This window comes from Sphingomonas sp. MMS24-J13 (assembly GCF_044905095.1).
GTDB lineage: Bacteria > Pseudomonadota > Alphaproteobacteria > Sphingomonadales > Sphingomonadaceae > Sphingomonas_I.
The window spans coordinates 4,791,714-4,806,634 of record NZ_CP173258.1; the positions used below are offsets into that span (position 1 = coordinate 4,791,714).

General features: G+C 65.8%; 18 protein-coding genes. 7 read left to right on the forward strand and 11 right to left on the reverse strand.

Annotated elements, in window-relative coordinates; all coding sequences use genetic code 11:
• Positions 1-112: 112 nt before the first annotated feature.
• The gene (locus AB4Z44_RS22360; RefSeq protein ID WP_404711855.1) at positions 113-508 is read right to left on the reverse strand and encodes a reverse transcriptase-like protein; all 396 of its coding nucleotides are present in this window, start codon (positions 506-508) and stop codon (positions 113-115) included.
• 89 nt (positions 509-597) lie between these two features.
• On the opposite strand from AB4Z44_RS22360, the gene AB4Z44_RS22365 reads away from it, so the two are divergent.
• Positions 598-1,212, forward strand: coding sequence for a hypothetical protein (locus tag AB4Z44_RS22365; protein ID WP_404711856.1), 615 nt, complete (start codon positions 598-600; stop codon positions 1,210-1,212).
• Positions 1,213-1,283: 71 nt separating this feature from the next.
• Here AB4Z44_RS22365 and AB4Z44_RS22370 read toward each other — a convergent pair whose 3' ends face one another.
• The gene (locus AB4Z44_RS22370) at positions 1,284-2,153 is read right to left on the reverse strand and encodes an aldo/keto reductase (RefSeq protein WP_404711857.1); all 870 of its coding nucleotides are present in this window, start codon (positions 2,151-2,153) and stop codon (positions 1,284-1,286) included.
• Between the two features lie 100 nt (positions 2,154-2,253).
• On the opposite strand from AB4Z44_RS22370, the gene AB4Z44_RS22375 reads away from it, so the two are divergent.
• Positions 2,254-2,463 carry a hypothetical protein gene (locus AB4Z44_RS22375; protein WP_404714308.1) on the forward strand — a complete coding sequence of 70 codons (210 nt, stop codon included), beginning with the start codon at positions 2,254-2,256 and terminating at the stop codon, positions 2,461-2,463.
• A 42-nt stretch (positions 2,464-2,505) separates the two neighbouring features.
• On the forward strand, positions 2,506-3,105 hold the full coding sequence (locus tag AB4Z44_RS22380; protein WP_404711858.1) for a septal ring lytic transglycosylase RlpA family protein: 600 nt from the start codon (positions 2,506-2,508) through the stop codon (positions 3,103-3,105).
• Positions 3,106-3,210: 105 nt separating this feature from the next.
• Here the strand turns inward: AB4Z44_RS22380 and AB4Z44_RS22385 are convergent, their stop codons facing one another.
• Entirely contained in the window at positions 3,211-4,101 is an 891-nt protein-coding gene (locus AB4Z44_RS22385) for a LysR family transcriptional regulator (protein ID WP_404711859.1), read from the reverse strand.
• Positions 4,102-4,196: 95 nt separating this feature from the next.
• Between AB4Z44_RS22385 and AB4Z44_RS22390 the strand changes: the two genes are divergently transcribed.
• Positions 4,197-5,066 carry an SDR family oxidoreductase gene (locus AB4Z44_RS22390; RefSeq protein WP_404711860.1) on the forward strand — a complete coding sequence of 290 codons (870 nt, stop codon included), beginning with the start codon at positions 4,197-4,199 and terminating at the stop codon, positions 5,064-5,066.
• Positions 5,067-5,112: 46 nt separating this feature from the next.
• Here AB4Z44_RS22390 and AB4Z44_RS22395 read toward each other — a convergent pair whose 3' ends face one another.
• Both AB4Z44_RS22395 and AB4Z44_RS22400 read right to left on the reverse strand, forming a co-directional pair.
• Positions 5,113-5,310, reverse strand: a complete 198-nt coding sequence (locus AB4Z44_RS22395) for an EamA family transporter (RefSeq protein ID WP_404711861.1) — start codon at positions 5,308-5,310, stop codon at positions 5,113-5,115.
• The gene (locus tag AB4Z44_RS22400; protein WP_404711862.1) at positions 5,235-6,005 is read right to left on the reverse strand and encodes an EamA family transporter; all 771 of its coding nucleotides are present in this window, start codon (positions 6,003-6,005) and stop codon (positions 5,235-5,237) included. The genes AB4Z44_RS22395 and AB4Z44_RS22400 overlap by 76 nt, the downstream gene beginning before the upstream one ends.
• Before the next feature lie 120 nt (positions 6,006-6,125).
• On the opposite strand from AB4Z44_RS22400, the gene AB4Z44_RS22405 reads away from it, so the two are divergent.
• The gene (locus tag AB4Z44_RS22405; RefSeq protein ID WP_404711863.1) at positions 6,126-6,599 is read left to right on the forward strand and encodes an Lrp/AsnC family transcriptional regulator; all 474 of its coding nucleotides are present in this window, start codon (positions 6,126-6,128) and stop codon (positions 6,597-6,599) included.
• A 36-nt stretch (positions 6,600-6,635) separates the two neighbouring features.
• Here AB4Z44_RS22405 and AB4Z44_RS22410 read toward each other — a convergent pair whose 3' ends face one another.
• From AB4Z44_RS22410 to AB4Z44_RS22425, 4 genes are all read right to left on the reverse strand, one after another.
• Entirely contained in the window at positions 6,636-7,307 is a 672-nt protein-coding gene (locus AB4Z44_RS22410) for a hypothetical protein (protein ID WP_404711864.1), read from the reverse strand.
• 322 nt (positions 7,308-7,629) lie between these two features.
• On the reverse strand, positions 7,630-9,546 hold the full coding sequence (locus AB4Z44_RS22415) for an AI-2E family transporter (protein ID WP_404711865.1): 1,917 nt from the start codon (positions 9,544-9,546) through the stop codon (positions 7,630-7,632).
• 101 nt (positions 9,547-9,647) lie between these two features.
• The gene (locus AB4Z44_RS22420; protein ID WP_404711866.1) at positions 9,648-11,048 is read right to left on the reverse strand and encodes a phosphatidylserine/phosphatidylglycerophosphate/cardiolipin synthase family protein; all 1,401 of its coding nucleotides are present in this window, start codon (positions 11,046-11,048) and stop codon (positions 9,648-9,650) included.
• A gap of 96 nt (positions 11,049-11,144) precedes the next feature.
• Positions 11,145-11,525: a DUF427 domain-containing protein gene (locus tag AB4Z44_RS22425; protein ID WP_404711867.1), complete on the reverse strand. Its 381-nt coding sequence runs from the start codon at positions 11,523-11,525 to the stop codon at positions 11,145-11,147.
• A gap of 88 nt (positions 11,526-11,613) precedes the next feature.
• Between AB4Z44_RS22425 and AB4Z44_RS22430 the strand changes: the two genes are divergently transcribed.
• Both AB4Z44_RS22430 and AB4Z44_RS22435 read left to right on the forward strand, forming a co-directional pair.
• Positions 11,614-12,678 (forward strand): catalase family peroxidase, encoded by a 1,065-nt coding sequence (locus AB4Z44_RS22430; protein ID WP_404711868.1) that lies wholly within the window; start codon positions 11,614-11,616, stop codon positions 12,676-12,678.
• Complete coding sequence (locus AB4Z44_RS22435) at positions 12,675-13,205, forward strand: cytochrome b (protein WP_404711869.1); 531 nt, start codon at positions 12,675-12,677, stop codon at positions 13,203-13,205. The genes AB4Z44_RS22430 and AB4Z44_RS22435 overlap by 4 nt, the downstream gene beginning before the upstream one ends.
• A gap of 37 nt (positions 13,206-13,242) precedes the next feature.
• Here the strand turns inward: AB4Z44_RS22435 and AB4Z44_RS22440 are convergent, their stop codons facing one another.
• Positions 13,243-14,043 (reverse strand): GMC family oxidoreductase, encoded by an 801-nt coding sequence (locus AB4Z44_RS22440; RefSeq protein ID WP_404711870.1) that lies wholly within the window; start codon positions 14,041-14,043, stop codon positions 13,243-13,245.
• Complete coding sequence (locus AB4Z44_RS22445) at positions 13,929-14,891, reverse strand: GMC family oxidoreductase (protein ID WP_404711871.1); 963 nt, start codon at positions 14,889-14,891, stop codon at positions 13,929-13,931. The genes AB4Z44_RS22440 and AB4Z44_RS22445 overlap by 115 nt, the downstream gene beginning before the upstream one ends.
• Between the last annotated feature and the right edge of the window lie 30 nt (positions 14,892-14,921).

Below are 14,921 nucleotides of genomic sequence, written 5' to 3' on the forward strand. Positions count from 1 at the left end.
GGCGCGCGCGCCCTGACCGAGGCCAGGCGCATGCTCGAAGCGGCGACGGCGGCCCGCGATCACAAGTCGGGCATATTCTATGCCGAAGTTTGCGGGATGTTGCGGGATTAGGTTAGGCGGGGTCGAGACCCCCATGGCGCCGCTGGAGCGCGATGCCGGCGAGGTTCTTCGATCGCGGCACGTGCCGCAGCCCCACATAGTTCAACTGCGCCGCGAGCGCGCGGAACCGTGCCTGAAGCTCGCGCAGTTCGGGCGATCGGCATTTGCCGATGTCCTTGGCCTGCTGGATGACCTGCAGCGAATCCCCTATGAACACGATCTCGTCGAGGTGCTGGGCAATCGCGAATTCGGCCGCGTGGATCAGCGCCAGCCATTCGGCCTCGCCGTTTGTCCCGATCCCAAGCCCCGTGCGGATCAAACTGCCACCGTGGACGAAGATGGCGGTCTCGATCGGGCCCGGATTGGGGCGCGCGCCGCCATCGAAATGAATTTTGGTGCGGGTCGCCACGATGATCCCTCCTAGCATCGGGCATGAAACGCCGAAACGAGTGTGCAGCGACCCGCACGACAACGTCTTCTCTCCAAGGAGACAATACGATGCGCACGTGGCGGATCAAAAAAGAGGCAGTGCGGCTTGCCGCCGAACCCAACGCCCTGGCGTTGGCCAAGCAGCAGATCGATGGGGCGACCGCGCTCCAAGACACCGACGGAATCCGTTACTGGACCGACGTCTGGTACAAGATCCAGGAGATCAAGTGGCAGCGCAACGACGTCGGCGCGCTCGGGCCCACCTTGCCGGCGGCGGTTCAGGTGCGTCTCATCATGAAGGCGTTGAGCGGTGTTTCGAATCTCGATCGACCGATGGCGATCCTCGCGACAGGATTGGGCTTGGCGCTGGTGATGCTGTTCGATTGGCTGAGCGGTGCGGAATGCGATCTGCTGGTTGCCTATCTCGTCGTCGTCGGCTTCGCGAGCTGGACGGTGAACGATCGCGCGGGTGCGGCGGTCGCATTCATTGCGACCGGTGCGGTCGGGCTGATGCTCCACATCCAGCGCCAGGGGCTGCCGATCGGTTATGCCATGTCCGGGACGACCGAAGCATGGAATCTGTTCGTGCATTTCTCGTCGCTATTGTTGTTCGCCGGCGTCGTGGGCGCCCTGCGCGCGGCGCTCGACCGGGGGCCGTCGCAGTTTCCGGCACGACAGGGCTGAAATGAAGATGGCGCCGGCGGGCGGCCGGCGCCATTCTCCCTCATCATGCTAGCCCGCCAGGTCGCTTTTCGTCAGCGGGGCGCGGCCGCGTCGAGTTCGGCGAATTCCGCGTCGGTCAGTTGTACCGCCGCGCCCGCGACATTTTCCTCGAGATGCGCGACGCTGCTGGTGCCGGGAATGGGCAGCATCACCGGGCTGCGCCTGAGCATCCAGGCGAGCGCGATCTGGCCTGGCGTGGCACCCTTCGCCCTTGCGAGGCTGTCGACGATGCCGCCGGGCTTGGCGAGATCGCCCGACGCCAGCGGATACCAGGGGATGAAGCCGATCCCGTTCGCCGTGCAATAGTCCAGCACATCCTCGTCGGCGCGATCGGCCAGATTGTAGCGGTTCTGTACCGTCGCGACGGGGAATATCTTCCGCGCAGCCTCGATCTGCGCGACCGTCACCTGGCTGAGCCCCGCATGGCGGATATAGCCCTTGTCGAGGAACTCCCGGATCACCGCGAACTGATCCTCCTGCGGCACCTTGGGATCGATGCGGTGGAGCTGCCACAGGTCGATCCGCTCCACCTTGAGCCGGCGCAGGCTCATCTGCACGCACTGGCGCAGATAGTCGGGGTTGCCGACCATCGGCCATGGCCCGGTAGGAATGCCGGGCCGCACCAGCCCGCCTTTGGTGGCGATGATCAGCCCCTCATAAGGGTGAAGCGCCTCGGCGATCAGATCCTCGCTGACATAAGGGCCGTAGCTGTCGGCCGTGTCGATGAAATTCACGCCGATCTCGGGCAGCCGTTTCAACACGCGTAGCGCCTCGGGCCGGTCGGTCGGCTCGCCCCACACGCCCGGCCCGGTGATCCGCATCGCGCCATAACCGAGGCGGTTGACGACGAGGTCGCCGCCGATGGCGAACTGACCGGAGAGGCTGGCGTCGATCTGTGTCATGCAAAGGGATTCCTGTCGTGGGGGCGGGGCGCAGGTGGGTGGACCGATCGCTCGCGTCAACCGGTGGACAGCGTAAAGGATGCCCGTCTATCGGCGCGCGATGAGTGTCACCGCAACCATCATCAACACCGCCACCGGCCTGCCCATCCAGAAGATGGTGTTCGGCCGCATGCCCAAGCCCTGGGCCTCTTTCACGCTGGAGACCGGGGAATTGGTGACCGCCGAGCGGGTCGAGGTGGGGAAGCCCGCACCGGGCAAGTTCGCCGTGCCGGTTTCGGTGTGGGTCAGCCCGAAGAAATCGCAGGGCTGAAGCCGCTTTATGCCGCCGCCGGCTGCGCCTAGACTCGGGCGCATGCGGCGATTTCGAGCAGCGCGGATGGTGGGCGCCGGGGTGGCGATCCTGGCGCTGTCGGCGTGCGCGGGCGGCCACTTCAAGCCGGTCAGCGACGTGCCGGTGCGGATCGGCAAGCCCTATCAGGTGCGCGGCGTCACTTACGTCCCCGCCGCCGATCCGACCTACGATGTGCTCGGATTTGCCAGCTGGTACGGCAACGAATCCGGCAATCGCACCGCCAACGGCGAACGCTTCCGTGCCGGGGCGGTGACGGGCGCGCACACCACGCTGCCGCTGCCGACCTATGTCGAAGTGACGTCGCTCGATACCGGCCGGCGGATCATCGTACGCATCAACGATCGCGGCCCGTTCGCGCGTAGCCAGCGCGTCATCGATCTGTCGCGCGGCGCGGCGGCGGAATTGGGGATCCTGGCGAAGGGCAGCGCGCCCGTGCGGGTGCGACGGATCGAGCCGGCGGAAAGGGATCGCGCACGGCTGCGGGCGGGCAAGCCGGCGCCGGAGCTGTCGCGGGTGCCGGAAGCCACGCTGCAGGACCTGCGCGCACAATTGGCGGCGAACCCAAATTCACTTCGAAGCGGGGAGGGGGGCCGCCGCTGAAAACGGCGGGGCAGGGGCTCCCGATCGGGTGCCGCGCAGGGGGCAAACCCGCTTCACAAGCCTGCGGCCGTCTCCCTTCCGCATGCCGGCGAGGGAACTGGCAAATCACTCCATATACGCCGCCAGTTCCTCCGACGTCCCCTTGGGAAAGGCTTGCGCCAGAAATGCGAGGAACGCCGACACCTTGCTGTTGAGCAGCCTGCGAGACGCGTAGAGCGCCCAAAGCTCGACCTCGCGCCCCTCGGCATTGCCCCAGCAGACGAGGCGCCCTTGCGCGACTTCGCGCATCACCATCGACAGCGGGAGCAGGCCGACGCCCGCTCCGGCCCGAACGGCATCGCGCACCATCGCCAGCGACGACAATTGCATGATCGGTTCGGGCAGGAGCGTCAGCGGAGCCTCATCGGTCTCGATCCGCCACGGCGCCGCCGGGCCGAGTATCCGCATCATGATCGCGCGGACCGGCCCATCGCGATCGGGCCGCACGACCCCGGGGGCCGCCGCCGCGACCAGCCGGTCGCGCAGGAAACAGCGCCCGATCAGGTCCACCTCCGCTGGCGGATTGACGCGGATGATCAGGTCATAGCCCTCCTCGACCATATCGACCGCACGATCCTCGGCGGTCACGTCGAGCCGGACATCGGGATAGAGCGCCGCGAAATCGGCTGCGAGCTTGCCCATCGTCGTCTGCGAGAAGAGCACCGGCGCACTGATCCGCAGGCTCCCGCGCGGGTGGCTCCTGCCGGAGGCGATCGCCGCGGCGGTCTCGTCGACCTCCGCCAGCAGTGCCGCGGTGCGCTCGTGTAGGGTGCGCCCCTCTTCGGTGAGCCGCAGCGTCCGCGTGCCGCGCTCGAACAATCGGATACCGAGGCTTGCCTCGAGATCGGCCACGCGGCGCGACAGGGTCGCCTTGGGGCGGCTGGCGGCGCGCGCGGCGCGGCCGAACCCGCCATGACGCGCGACAAGATTGAAATCGGCGAGAGCCATCAAGTCCATGACTGTTCCACTGATGAGACGGACTGTCCAGATATAACGTCTATCGGGTCATGAGTGGATCGCTAAATTGCGGTCATCAACCAAGGAGACCTTCAATGACCATTCTCGTAACCGGAGCCACAGGCAGCGTCGGCTCGCAAATTGTCGATCAACTCGCCGCGCGCGGTGCCAAGGTTCGCACCCTTGTCCGCGATCCCGCCAAGGCACGTTTCCCGACCGGCGTCGAAGTCGCGAAGGGCGATCTGATGGACGTGGATTCGGTCCGCGCCGCGATGAAGGGGGTGCGCACCCTGTTCCTGCTCAATGCGGTCGTCCCCGACGAATTCACCCAGGCGCTGATCGCGCTCAACCTGGCGCGCGAGGCGGGGATCGAGCGGATCGTCTACCTCTCGGTGATCCACAGCGACCTCTATGTGAACGTGCCGCATTTCGCCGGCAAGCACGCGGTCGAGCGGATGATCGAGCAGATGAATCTGCCCGCCACGATCCTGCGGCCGGCCTACTTCATCGACAATGACGCGAGCCTGAAGGATGCGTTGACCGGCCCCGGCATCTATCCGATGCCGATCGGCTCCAAGGGTCTGGCGATGGTCGCCACGAGCGACATTGCCGAGGTGGCGGCGATCGAACTGCTCCGGCGCGACGCGGCGGATACCCCACTGCCGATCGACCGGATCGAACTGGTCGGCCCGGATCTGATCACCGAGACGCTGGTCGCCACGATCTGGTCCGAAGCGCTCGGGCGCCCGATCCACTATGCCGGCAACGACACCGCCGCCTTCGAACGGGCGCTCAAGGCGCGGATGCCAGCCTGGGCTGCCTACGACATGCGCATCATGGCCGATCGCTTCCAGACCGAGGGCATGCTCCCGGACGAGGGCGCGGTGGAACGGCTGGTCGGGATACTTGGCCGCCCGCTCCGTTCTTACAGGGATTTCGCCCGCAAGATGGCCGCGGGGTGGTGAAGCAACGCGGCCCCCTCCCGCGAAAAAGGCGGGAGAGGGCAACGGTTTATTGCAACGTTGAAACCGCTCTCCGTGCCGTGATCGTGGTGCCGATCGATGCGAGCACGATCAGGGCGATTGCGAACCACTGGATCGGCAGCAACGCCTCGCCGAGCAGCAGCAGCGCCGTCAGCGCGCCGACGGCCGGCTCGGCGCTGACCAAAGTGCCGTAGGTCTGCGCGGGCAGGCGGGTGAGCGCCACCATCTCCAGACTGTAGGGGAGGGCGCTCGACAGCAAGGCGACGACGGCGCCGCTTGCCGGCACGCCGGGCGAAAGCAACGCCGTGCCCGCATGGCGATACCGATCGGCAGGGCGATCGCCGCGCCGACGACCATGCCCATGGCGGGGGCCTGATGGCCATGTTCGGCCCCGGCGCGCTTGCCGGCGACGATGTAGGCCGCCCAGAACAGGCCCGCGCCGAGCGCATACACCGTGCCGAGCGGATCGAGCGGAGCGGTATCGCCGCCGAGCCGGAGCAACAGCAGCACGCCGGCTGTGGCGAAAGCGATCCACAGGAAATCCAGGCGACGGCGCGACGACAGCATCGCCACTGCCAGCGGCCCGGTAAATTCCAGCGCGATCGCGATGCCGAGCGGGATCGTCTTGAGCGCCAGGTAGAACAGCATGTTCATGCAGCCCATGGCGGCGCCATACAGCACCGCACTGCGCCAGTTCCGCGCCGTGAGCCTGATCCGCCAGGTGCGCATGACGAGCACCATCATCACCGCCGATATCGATAAGCGCAGCGCGGTCGCGCCCTCGGCCCCCACGACCGAAAACAGCGATTTCGCGAAGGACGCGCCGGTCGTGAATGATACCATCGCGAGCAGCAGCGCACCCACCGCCATCCATGGCGTCACCCGCCTGCCCTGGTCTGCCGTCCTGATATTGCTCGTCATCGCTATCCTGCGTCTTCACAGTCGCCATTGTCGCGCTGTCGCGATAGCATTTAAGGGCTGGACCCGTATCTGGCGGTCGATTTTTAGCCGAAAACGATAAACTTTATCGGGAAGCCCATCATGCGCGAGCTCGACGCGATCGATCGTAAATTGCTCGAACAATTGCAGATCGACGCTCGCATGCCGATGGAGATGATGGCCGATCGCGTCGGCCTGTCCGGGCCGGCCTGCTATCGACGGGTGCGCCGGCTGCGCGAGAGCGGGGTGATCGAGCGCGAGATCGCGATCGTGAAGCCGCGCCGCATGGGCTGGCCGCTATCGATGATCGTGCTCGTCACCCTGGAGCGCGAGCGCGCGCAGACCGTGGACATGCTGATCCGGCAATTTGGGATGGTGCCCGAGATCATCGCTTCCTGGCTCGTCACCGGCGATCATGATTTTGCGCTGCATATGGTGGCGCGCGACATGGAGAGCTTCGACGATCTGACGCGGCGGATATTCGTCAGTGACGAGAATATCCGCAGCTTCAAGACGTTGGTCGTTTTGCGCCATACCAAGGCGATGAGCCCGATCGTGGCGGCTGAAGCGGGATAGATGGCGGCCGGCCAGCCGGCCGACCGCCATGATCCGTCAATCGTTAGGGCTGTTGGTGACGGTCGTCTTGGTCGTCTCGGTCGCCACCTGGGCGGGGCGACGGACGGTGGTGCGGCGGACCGTGTGATGGACGACATGCTTGACGGCGGGCGCGGGGGCGACCGCGGTCTGCTTGGTCGTCTCGGTAGTGACGGTGGTCGTGGGGGCCGGTGCCGGCGGCGCGGCCGGCACTGCGACGACGACCGGCGGCTGGTTGCGGGCCGCGTCGGCCGCTGCGGCCGAGGCTGCTGCGGCCTGTTCGGCATTATCCGCCCGGGCATTGGCCGCTGCGGCCTGCTGCTGTGCGGCATCGGCGGCGCTCTGTGCCGCATCCTGCTGCGCACGCGCGGCTTCGTTTCGGTTCTGCTGGGTCCGCCCGATGGCGGTATCGGCCAGTTCGGACGCACGGATCGCTTCTGCGATCGCACGCTCCTTGTGCCCGGCAGAGAGGTCTTCGCGCGCCATGCGCAGTGCGGCCTCGGCCGCGGCGGTGTCGTGCGGTGCCTCGCCGGCGGTGCCGGCCTTGTTGGCGGCATCGATCTTGCCGCGCGCCTCGGCGATCGCCTGTTCGGCGCGGTCGTGCTTGCCCTCGGCCATCGCCGGGATCGCCAGCAACGACAAGGCAGATGCGGCACACATGGTCCGCATCGCGAAAGAGATCTTACGCATATGACACTCCTACTTGTTTTCTCGATGCGCTAACGACCGCCCATGTCTTAGGTTCCGGAATGAAAAGCGCGATATATCCTCCATCATCGATCAGCCTGGAAAGGTTTCAGATCGACAACATTTGAGTTCATTGAAAATGAACGAAAAGTAATATTACCAGCAGCGCGGTTTGGATGGAGGAACGAGCAGGGATATTCCTTGGCGATCGATGACGCGCTCTGGCGCAACCTTCATCGTGCATTGTTTAAGGGGCGATCGTGCTGAGGGCCGAAAAAGGATCCTGGGCAGGCCGCGCGCCCCGGCCGTACGATCCGGGGGGCGGTCAGGCTGCTTCGGTCAGTCCCAGATCCGCCGCCATGACGGCCTTCGTCACGGCGTCCGCGGTGGCCTTGAGCGACGTGACATAGGCATCCGCGCCCATCGATCGCTGAATGGCTTCGTTCGACAAAGCCGCCTCGCGTTCGGCCCACAGGCCGACGATGATCCTGGCGTTCGGTGCCCGCTGCCGCAGTCGCCTGATCAGGTAGCGCAGTTCGGCGGGCGAGCCCGCCAGCTCGAGGTAGGCAATCGCGATCACGTCGATATCGGCCAGATCGAGCTGGTCGATTTCCTGGCGTGACACCTTGGCATTGGCGATCACGCGCGGGTGCATCCCGCGCTGGCGGAGCAATTGCGCCAGCATGATCGAGATCGCACCATCGAACGAGCCCTGACCGGCGACGCAAATCAGCTTACGCGCCGACGGCACCTCGGCCGGCGCGGCAGCATCCTTATCGACCACGTCGACATGATCGTCGAGATCGTGGATCACCGACAGCAGCGATCGCGTCATCTGTTGCGCGCGCGCCTTGTTGATCGTGCCGCGCGCCTGATCGTCGACCGCCAGCTTCAGCCCCTGCAGGACGACATCATCGAAATAATCGGCCAGGGTACGATCGGCGAGCAGGGTCTCGGCCTGCGCGAGCGCCTCGTCGGGATTATCGGCCAGGATGCGCTGATAGAAGGTTTCGATCGGGGTCAAAGCGGGGCGGTCGCCGAGCAGCACGTCGAAGAATTCGAGGCTCTTCACGTGTCGCCCCATCACCACGAGGCACAATGTCAGCGGGGTCGACATGATCAGCCCGATCGGGCCCCACAACCAGGTCCAGAAGATCGCCGAGACGATCACCGATACCGGCGAAAGCCCGGTCGAGTGGCCATAGAGCAAGGGCTCGACGACATAGCCGGTGAACAGATCGACCAGAAAGAACAGGGCGGCGACCCCGATCGCCATGCCCCAGCCGGGATCGATCGCGGCGCCGAGTGCTGCGGGCGCGACCGCGGCGAGCAGCGATCCGATATAGGGCACGAAGCGCAACAGGCCCGCCATCAGGCCCCACATCGCCGGGGAGGGAATGCCGATGAGGAGCAGGCCGACCCCGATCACGACCCCGAAGCAGCTGTTCACCGCCAGTTGCGACAGGAAATATTTGCTCAGCCGCTGTCCGGCATCATCGAGCGCGCGGGTGGTGCGATGCAGGTCGTTCGATCCGAACAGGCGGATGAAGCGATCGCGTAGATCCTCGCGCTGCATCAGGATGAAGATCGCGACGATGACGACGATGATCGTCGTTTCCAGCGGGCTCAGGATCGGCGCGAGCAAGGACCGCGCAATCGTGAAGGGCGAGCTTTGGTTCTGGACGACGCGGACGGGAATGGCGTGAGCGTCGTTCGCACCGGCCTGCGGCATCTGGAGCGGCGCTGTGGGGACGGCCTGGCTCGCCTGCGCCGGCGGCTTGCGGCCGATATCGAACTGCTTGGTGATGGCGCCGAGCTTGGCGACCGCATAGCTCTGGACGCCCTCCACCTTGGCCTCGATCGTATGCGCATATTGCGGGGCGTTGGCGGTGAGCGACGCTGCCTGGTTGGCGATCAGGGTGCCGACGATGCCGAGCAAAGCGAGCGCGGCCAGGACCGTCAGGATCACCGAGGGCCCGCGCCATCGCAGGAGCCGCTGCAGCGCGTTCACGACCGGCGACAGCACGAACGACAGCATGACCGCCAGCATGATCGGGATCAGCACCTCGCGCCCGACATACAGCGCGGCGACGGCGAGCGTGCCGACCGCGATGCCAAGCAAAGCCCTGAGCTCGGGTGCCCCCGCGGCGGGGACGTGCGCCGCACCGTGCGGCGCGCTGGGCGCATCGTGGCTACCGGTCAGGATGTCCTGATAACCGGCGATGTTATCGGGCGCCGTCATTGCCTGGACGGATCGAAGGGGGGCTTCATCAACCCTAAGCGTTTCATCTTATTCCCCGTTCCGGCCTCTCGCAAAATCCTGCGATGCGATCGATCGGCAGCCTACAACAGATTTTGCCAGATGGAACCGATCGCCTCCTTCGCGCGCTCGCTGATCGACCGATGCTTCCAATGATCGAGGCTGATCTCGGTCGCGCTTTGTCTGTCTTCCGCCGCCATGGCTTCCAGTTCGTCGGCGGTCCGCGATCCGATCACGATCGCGTCGACCTCGTCGTTGAAGACGATGCTGCGATGATCGAAATTGGACGATCCGATCACCGACCACACGCCGTCGACCGTGACCGTCTTCGAATGCAGCACGACCCCGCGGGTCTCGTAGATCTTCACGCCCGATCGCAGCAGTGCGCCATAATGGGCGTGGCCCACCGCGAGCGAGAAGGTGGAATTGCTCTTGTCGGGCAGGATCAATGTCACATGCACCCCGCGGCGCGCGGCGTCGGTCAGCGCGTGCATCTCGTCCTTGGTCGGCACGAAATAAGCCGCGTCGGCGGTGATGCTTTTTTCGGCGCTGCGCAGCGCCGAGACCAGGGTGGCGTAATAGCGCGGCACGGCATGATCCGGGGTGCTGCCGATGAAACGCACCACCGAATTCCCCTTGGCGCCGGGTACGTTGGGCAATTGCACGACGTCGGGCAGCGCCGGGCCCTTCTGCGCGCGCCAATGTTCGACGAAGATCGCCTCGAGCTGCGAGACGGCCGGACCGGCCACCCGCACATCGGTGTCGCGCCAGGGGCGATCGGCCTCATGCTCGATCGGGCCAGACCGGGCGACGCCGACAGTCTGATATTCGGTCGCCAGGTTGACGCCGCCGACGATCCCGATCGTGCCGTCGACGACCAGGATCTTGCGGTGATCGCGGTCGTTCGGCTTGTAGCCGATCTTGCTCTTGAGCGGATTGAGCGGGTTGAACTTGACGACGTTCACGCCCGCATCCCGCAGCCGGTCGAAGAAGGCGCCGGGCGTCACGCCCGATCCGAAATCGTCGTAGATGATGTTGACGGTTACGCCTTGCGCGCGCTTCTCGAGCAGCAAATCGCCGATATGGCGGCCGTCGCTCTCGACATCCTGGAAGATGTAATATTCGAGGTCGATGCGATGCTTCGCGCCGGCGATCGCCGCGAATATCGCGCGGAAGGTCGATGGCCCATCCTTGAGCAGATCGGTCGTCTCGCCCTCGATCAAAGGTCCGCCGGCCACCGCCTGTTCGATCGCGAGGTGATGGCGCAACAGCGCATCGTCACCCGGAGACAGCGTGAGCTGATCGACGACGCGCCTGATTTCGGCTGTCGACAATGCGCCGTCCCGGTCGTTGATCCTCGGCTTTTGCGCCACCGCCGCGTGGCCGATCGCCGGATCGATCTTCGGCACGGATGCGCAGGCGGAGAGGCAGAGCAGGGCCAGCCCGGTCGCGAGCTTGGGCGAGAACGAAATGTGGGCGACCATCCTGCCTCCGCTCACCCCGCCTGAGTGGAGGGTGGCTGCGGAACGTCACAAACTGGTTGCGGTTCCGGTACGATCGGGTGCCGCGATCGACGACATTCAGTACGCGCGTTCGTCGATCTGGTCGACGCGGCCCGGATAGAAAGCGAGATGATCCTTGATCGGCGCCACCGCATCATACGGCGCCTCATACGTCCAGATCGCATCGATCGACCGATCGCCACCCGCCGGGATGCTGAAGTAGGAGGCCTCGCCCTTATAGGGGCAATAGGAATGCGTGTCGGAGCGTTCGAGTGCAGCCATATCGACGTCCGCGCGCGGGATATATTGGACGGCTGGATAGCTCGCTTCGCGCAGGACCAGTGCGGCAGTCGTATCCGCGATCACCTTGCCGCCGAGGGTGACGACGACGCGTTTCGGATTGCGCTCGATGCCGATCGGGTGATCGGGGCCGGGGATCTTGATCGCTTTTTCAGCCATCGGATATCTCCTTGGGTTGGGAAGGCCGGTGGCGTACATGGTGAGGCGACGCGGCTTATGAAAGGCCGGCCTTCGGGGGTAAAAGTCGATGCGCATGCTGCCTCGCCTCGCCATCATTGCGCTCATCCTCGGGCTGGTGGTCCTGGTCTTCGCCTGGGTCGGCGGTTTCCTGACGCCGGGGCGGATCAGCGGAGGGCGCATCGCCAACACGCTCGAGGCGGCGAACGGCAAGGTCTTCCCCGGCTTCCGCCGCGCGCACGCCAAGGGTCTGTGCGTCAGCGGGCATTTCGATGCCAACGGCGCGGGCGTGCCGCTGTCGCGCGCAGCCTTGTTTCCGCGCGGATCGGTGCCGGTGATCGGCCGCTTGTCGACCGGCGGCGGCAATCCGATGGCGGCCGACGGACGCCCCGTCTTCCATGCGCTCGGCCTGCGTTTCGCGCTGCCCGGCGGCGAGGAATGGCGGATGGCGATCGATCATACGCCGATCTTCGTCATCGCCAACCCGAAGGATTTCGTCGCGCTGCAGGAGGCGAGCGTGCCCGATCCCGCGACGGGCAAGCCCGATCCGGCCAGGCTCGCGGCGTTCGTTTCGGCCCATCCCGAGACGCAGGCCTTCCTCGATTACATGAAGACTGCGCCGCTGCCGTCGAGCTTTGCCAACGGCACCTATTACAGCATCAACGCCTTCCGCTTCATCGATGCCAAAGGCGCCGCCCAATTCGTGCGCTGGCAGTTCGAACCCGAAGCGCCGTTCGCGGCGCTCGACAAGGCGACGCTCGACAAGCAGCCGCGCGATTTCCTGTTCGACGAGATGCTCGCGCGGATGAAGCAGGGGCCGGTGCGCTGGCACATGGTGGTGGTGCTCGCCAACCCCGGCGACCGCACCGACAACGCCACCATCCGCTGGACCGGGCCGCACCGGCAGATCGATGTCGGCACGCTCATCCTCGATCGCGCCACGACCGAGGCGCAGGGCGATTGCCGCGATTATAATTTCGATCCTTTGATCCTGCCCAAGGGGGTCGCGGCGTCGGACGATCCGGTGCTGGCGGCACGATCGGCCGCCTATTCCGCCTCGTTCCGCCGCCGCGCTATCGAAGGGCCGCACCCCGACGCGATCACCGCGGCGCAGACGCAGGGAGCCAGCCGATGACCCCGGACCCGACCCGCTTCGCATTGCCCGCGCGGATCCTCCATTGGTGCATGGCGGTGCTGATCCTGGCGATGCTGCTGATCGGCGCGGGCATGATCTCGACCGCGACGGCGCGTTATCCGGCATTGCTGGCATGGCATCGCCCGATCGGCCTCGCGATCCTCGTGCTCGCGCTGATCCGGTTGGCGGTGCGGTTCACCCACAAGCCGCCGCCGCTTCCGGCCGATCTGCCGGCGATCCAGGTCGCCGCGGCGATCGGATCGCATTATCTGTTGTACGCGCTGATGATCGCGATGCCGCTGATCGGCTGGGCGATGCAATCGGCGGGGGGCTATCCGATCATCGTGTGGAAGGGGCTCGTGCTGTTTCCGATCCTGCCGCATGACGTGGTCGTCTATGGATGGCTGCGGTTCGCGCACGGCCTGCTGGCCTATGCGTTCTTTCTCCTCATCCTGGGGCACATCGGGGCGGCGTTGTTCCATGCGCTGATCCGTCGAGACGGGGTGTTTCGGAGCATGGCAGGGTAAGATCCTCCCCGCGAAATCGCGGGGAGGATTCCGAGAGTTATGCGCCCATCGCCTTCGCCCCTAACGGCTGCCTGCCGATCGCGCGCAACACATGATCGGCGCCTTTGTCGCCGATCAGCATCGACGTCGCATTGGTGTTGCCCACCGGCAGGGTCGGGAACACCGAAGCGTCTGCGACCCACAAGCCCTCGATTCCGCGCAGCTTCAGGTTCGGATCGACCACAGCCTCGTTATCGTCCACTGCGCCCATCTTGCACGTGCCGACCGGGTGATAGAGCGGGATCGAGGCCATCGTCGCGAACTGCTTGAGCGCCTCGCCATGCACGCCCGCACCGGGTCGGATCTCGCCGGTGACATACTTCGCCACCTGCGGCTGCTGCATGATGCTGCGCGCGATTTCGAGGCCCTCGCACACCTGATCGAGATCGTCCTCGACGCCGTAGAGCCGATGCCGGATCACCGGCTGGACGAAGGGGTCGGCCGAGGCCAAGGTCAGCCTGCCGCGCGATTGCGGGCGGGCGATGCACACCACCGTGCTCACCGCCGGCGCCTTGCGCAGGACCAGCCGGCCCTGCCCGTCGAGATCGAAGGCGAAGGCGGTGAACGAGATCTGGATGTTGGGCGCAGGCAGGCCCGGCCGGGTGTTGAGGAAGGCCTGCGCATGGCCGACCGAGGTCGTCAGGATACCGCGCCGCTGGAACAGGAAGGCGGCGAGGTTGCGCATCAGCGCGAGGCCGCGCGCCTCACTGTTGATCGTCGGCGTGTTGACCTCATTGACCAGATGCGTGCCGACATGCTCCTGCAAATTGGCGCCGACGCCGGGCAGATCGCGGCGCACGCCGATCCCCATCTCCTGCAGATGCCCCCCGGGCCGAAGCCCGACAGCATCAGCAGGCGCGGGCTGTTGAGGCTGCCTGCCGACAGCACCACGCCATGGCGCGAACGCACCTGTTTGGTCTGCCCGTCCTGATCATATTCGACGCCGACGACGCGATCTTCCTCGACCAGCAGGCGGCGCGCGACGCATTGGGTGCGCACCTCCAGATTGGCGGCGACCCCCGGCATCTTGAGATAGGTCGTCGCCGAACTGCGCAGACCGTGGCGCTGCGTCAGCTGGGCATAGTCCGTGCCCTCGGCTGCATGCTCGCCGTTATGATCCCTGCTGCGGCGGATGCCCTGCGCCTCGGCCGCCTTCACCCAATCGTCGATGATCCTGTAGCTCAGTGCCGAATCCGAAACGCCGACCGGGCCCGATCCGCCGCGCCATGGGCTGGCACCGCGGCTATTGGTCTCCATCCGCCGGAAATAAGGCAGCACGTCCGCGGCGCCCCAGCCGGTCGCGCCCAATGCAGCCCAATGGTCGTAATCCCAGGCATGGCCGCGGACATACATCATGCCGTTGATCGAGCTGCCGCCGCCGAGCCGCTTGCCGCCCGGCCACACATCCTGCCGTCCGCCGATCGTGGGATCGGGTTCGGCCAGATATTTCCAGTCGAAATCGGTGTTCTGGACGACCGAACTGGTCAGGGCGGGGATGCGCAATTTGTAGTGGCGGTCATCCTTGCCCGCCTCGAGCAGCAGGACCTTAACCCCGGCTTCAGCCAGCCGCCCGGCCATCGCGCAACCGCCCGATCCGCCCCCCAACACGATGATATCCGGCGTGCCGCCCACCAACCCCTCCGTCATCGAAGATATTCTGATTGTAACGAGTGTTAT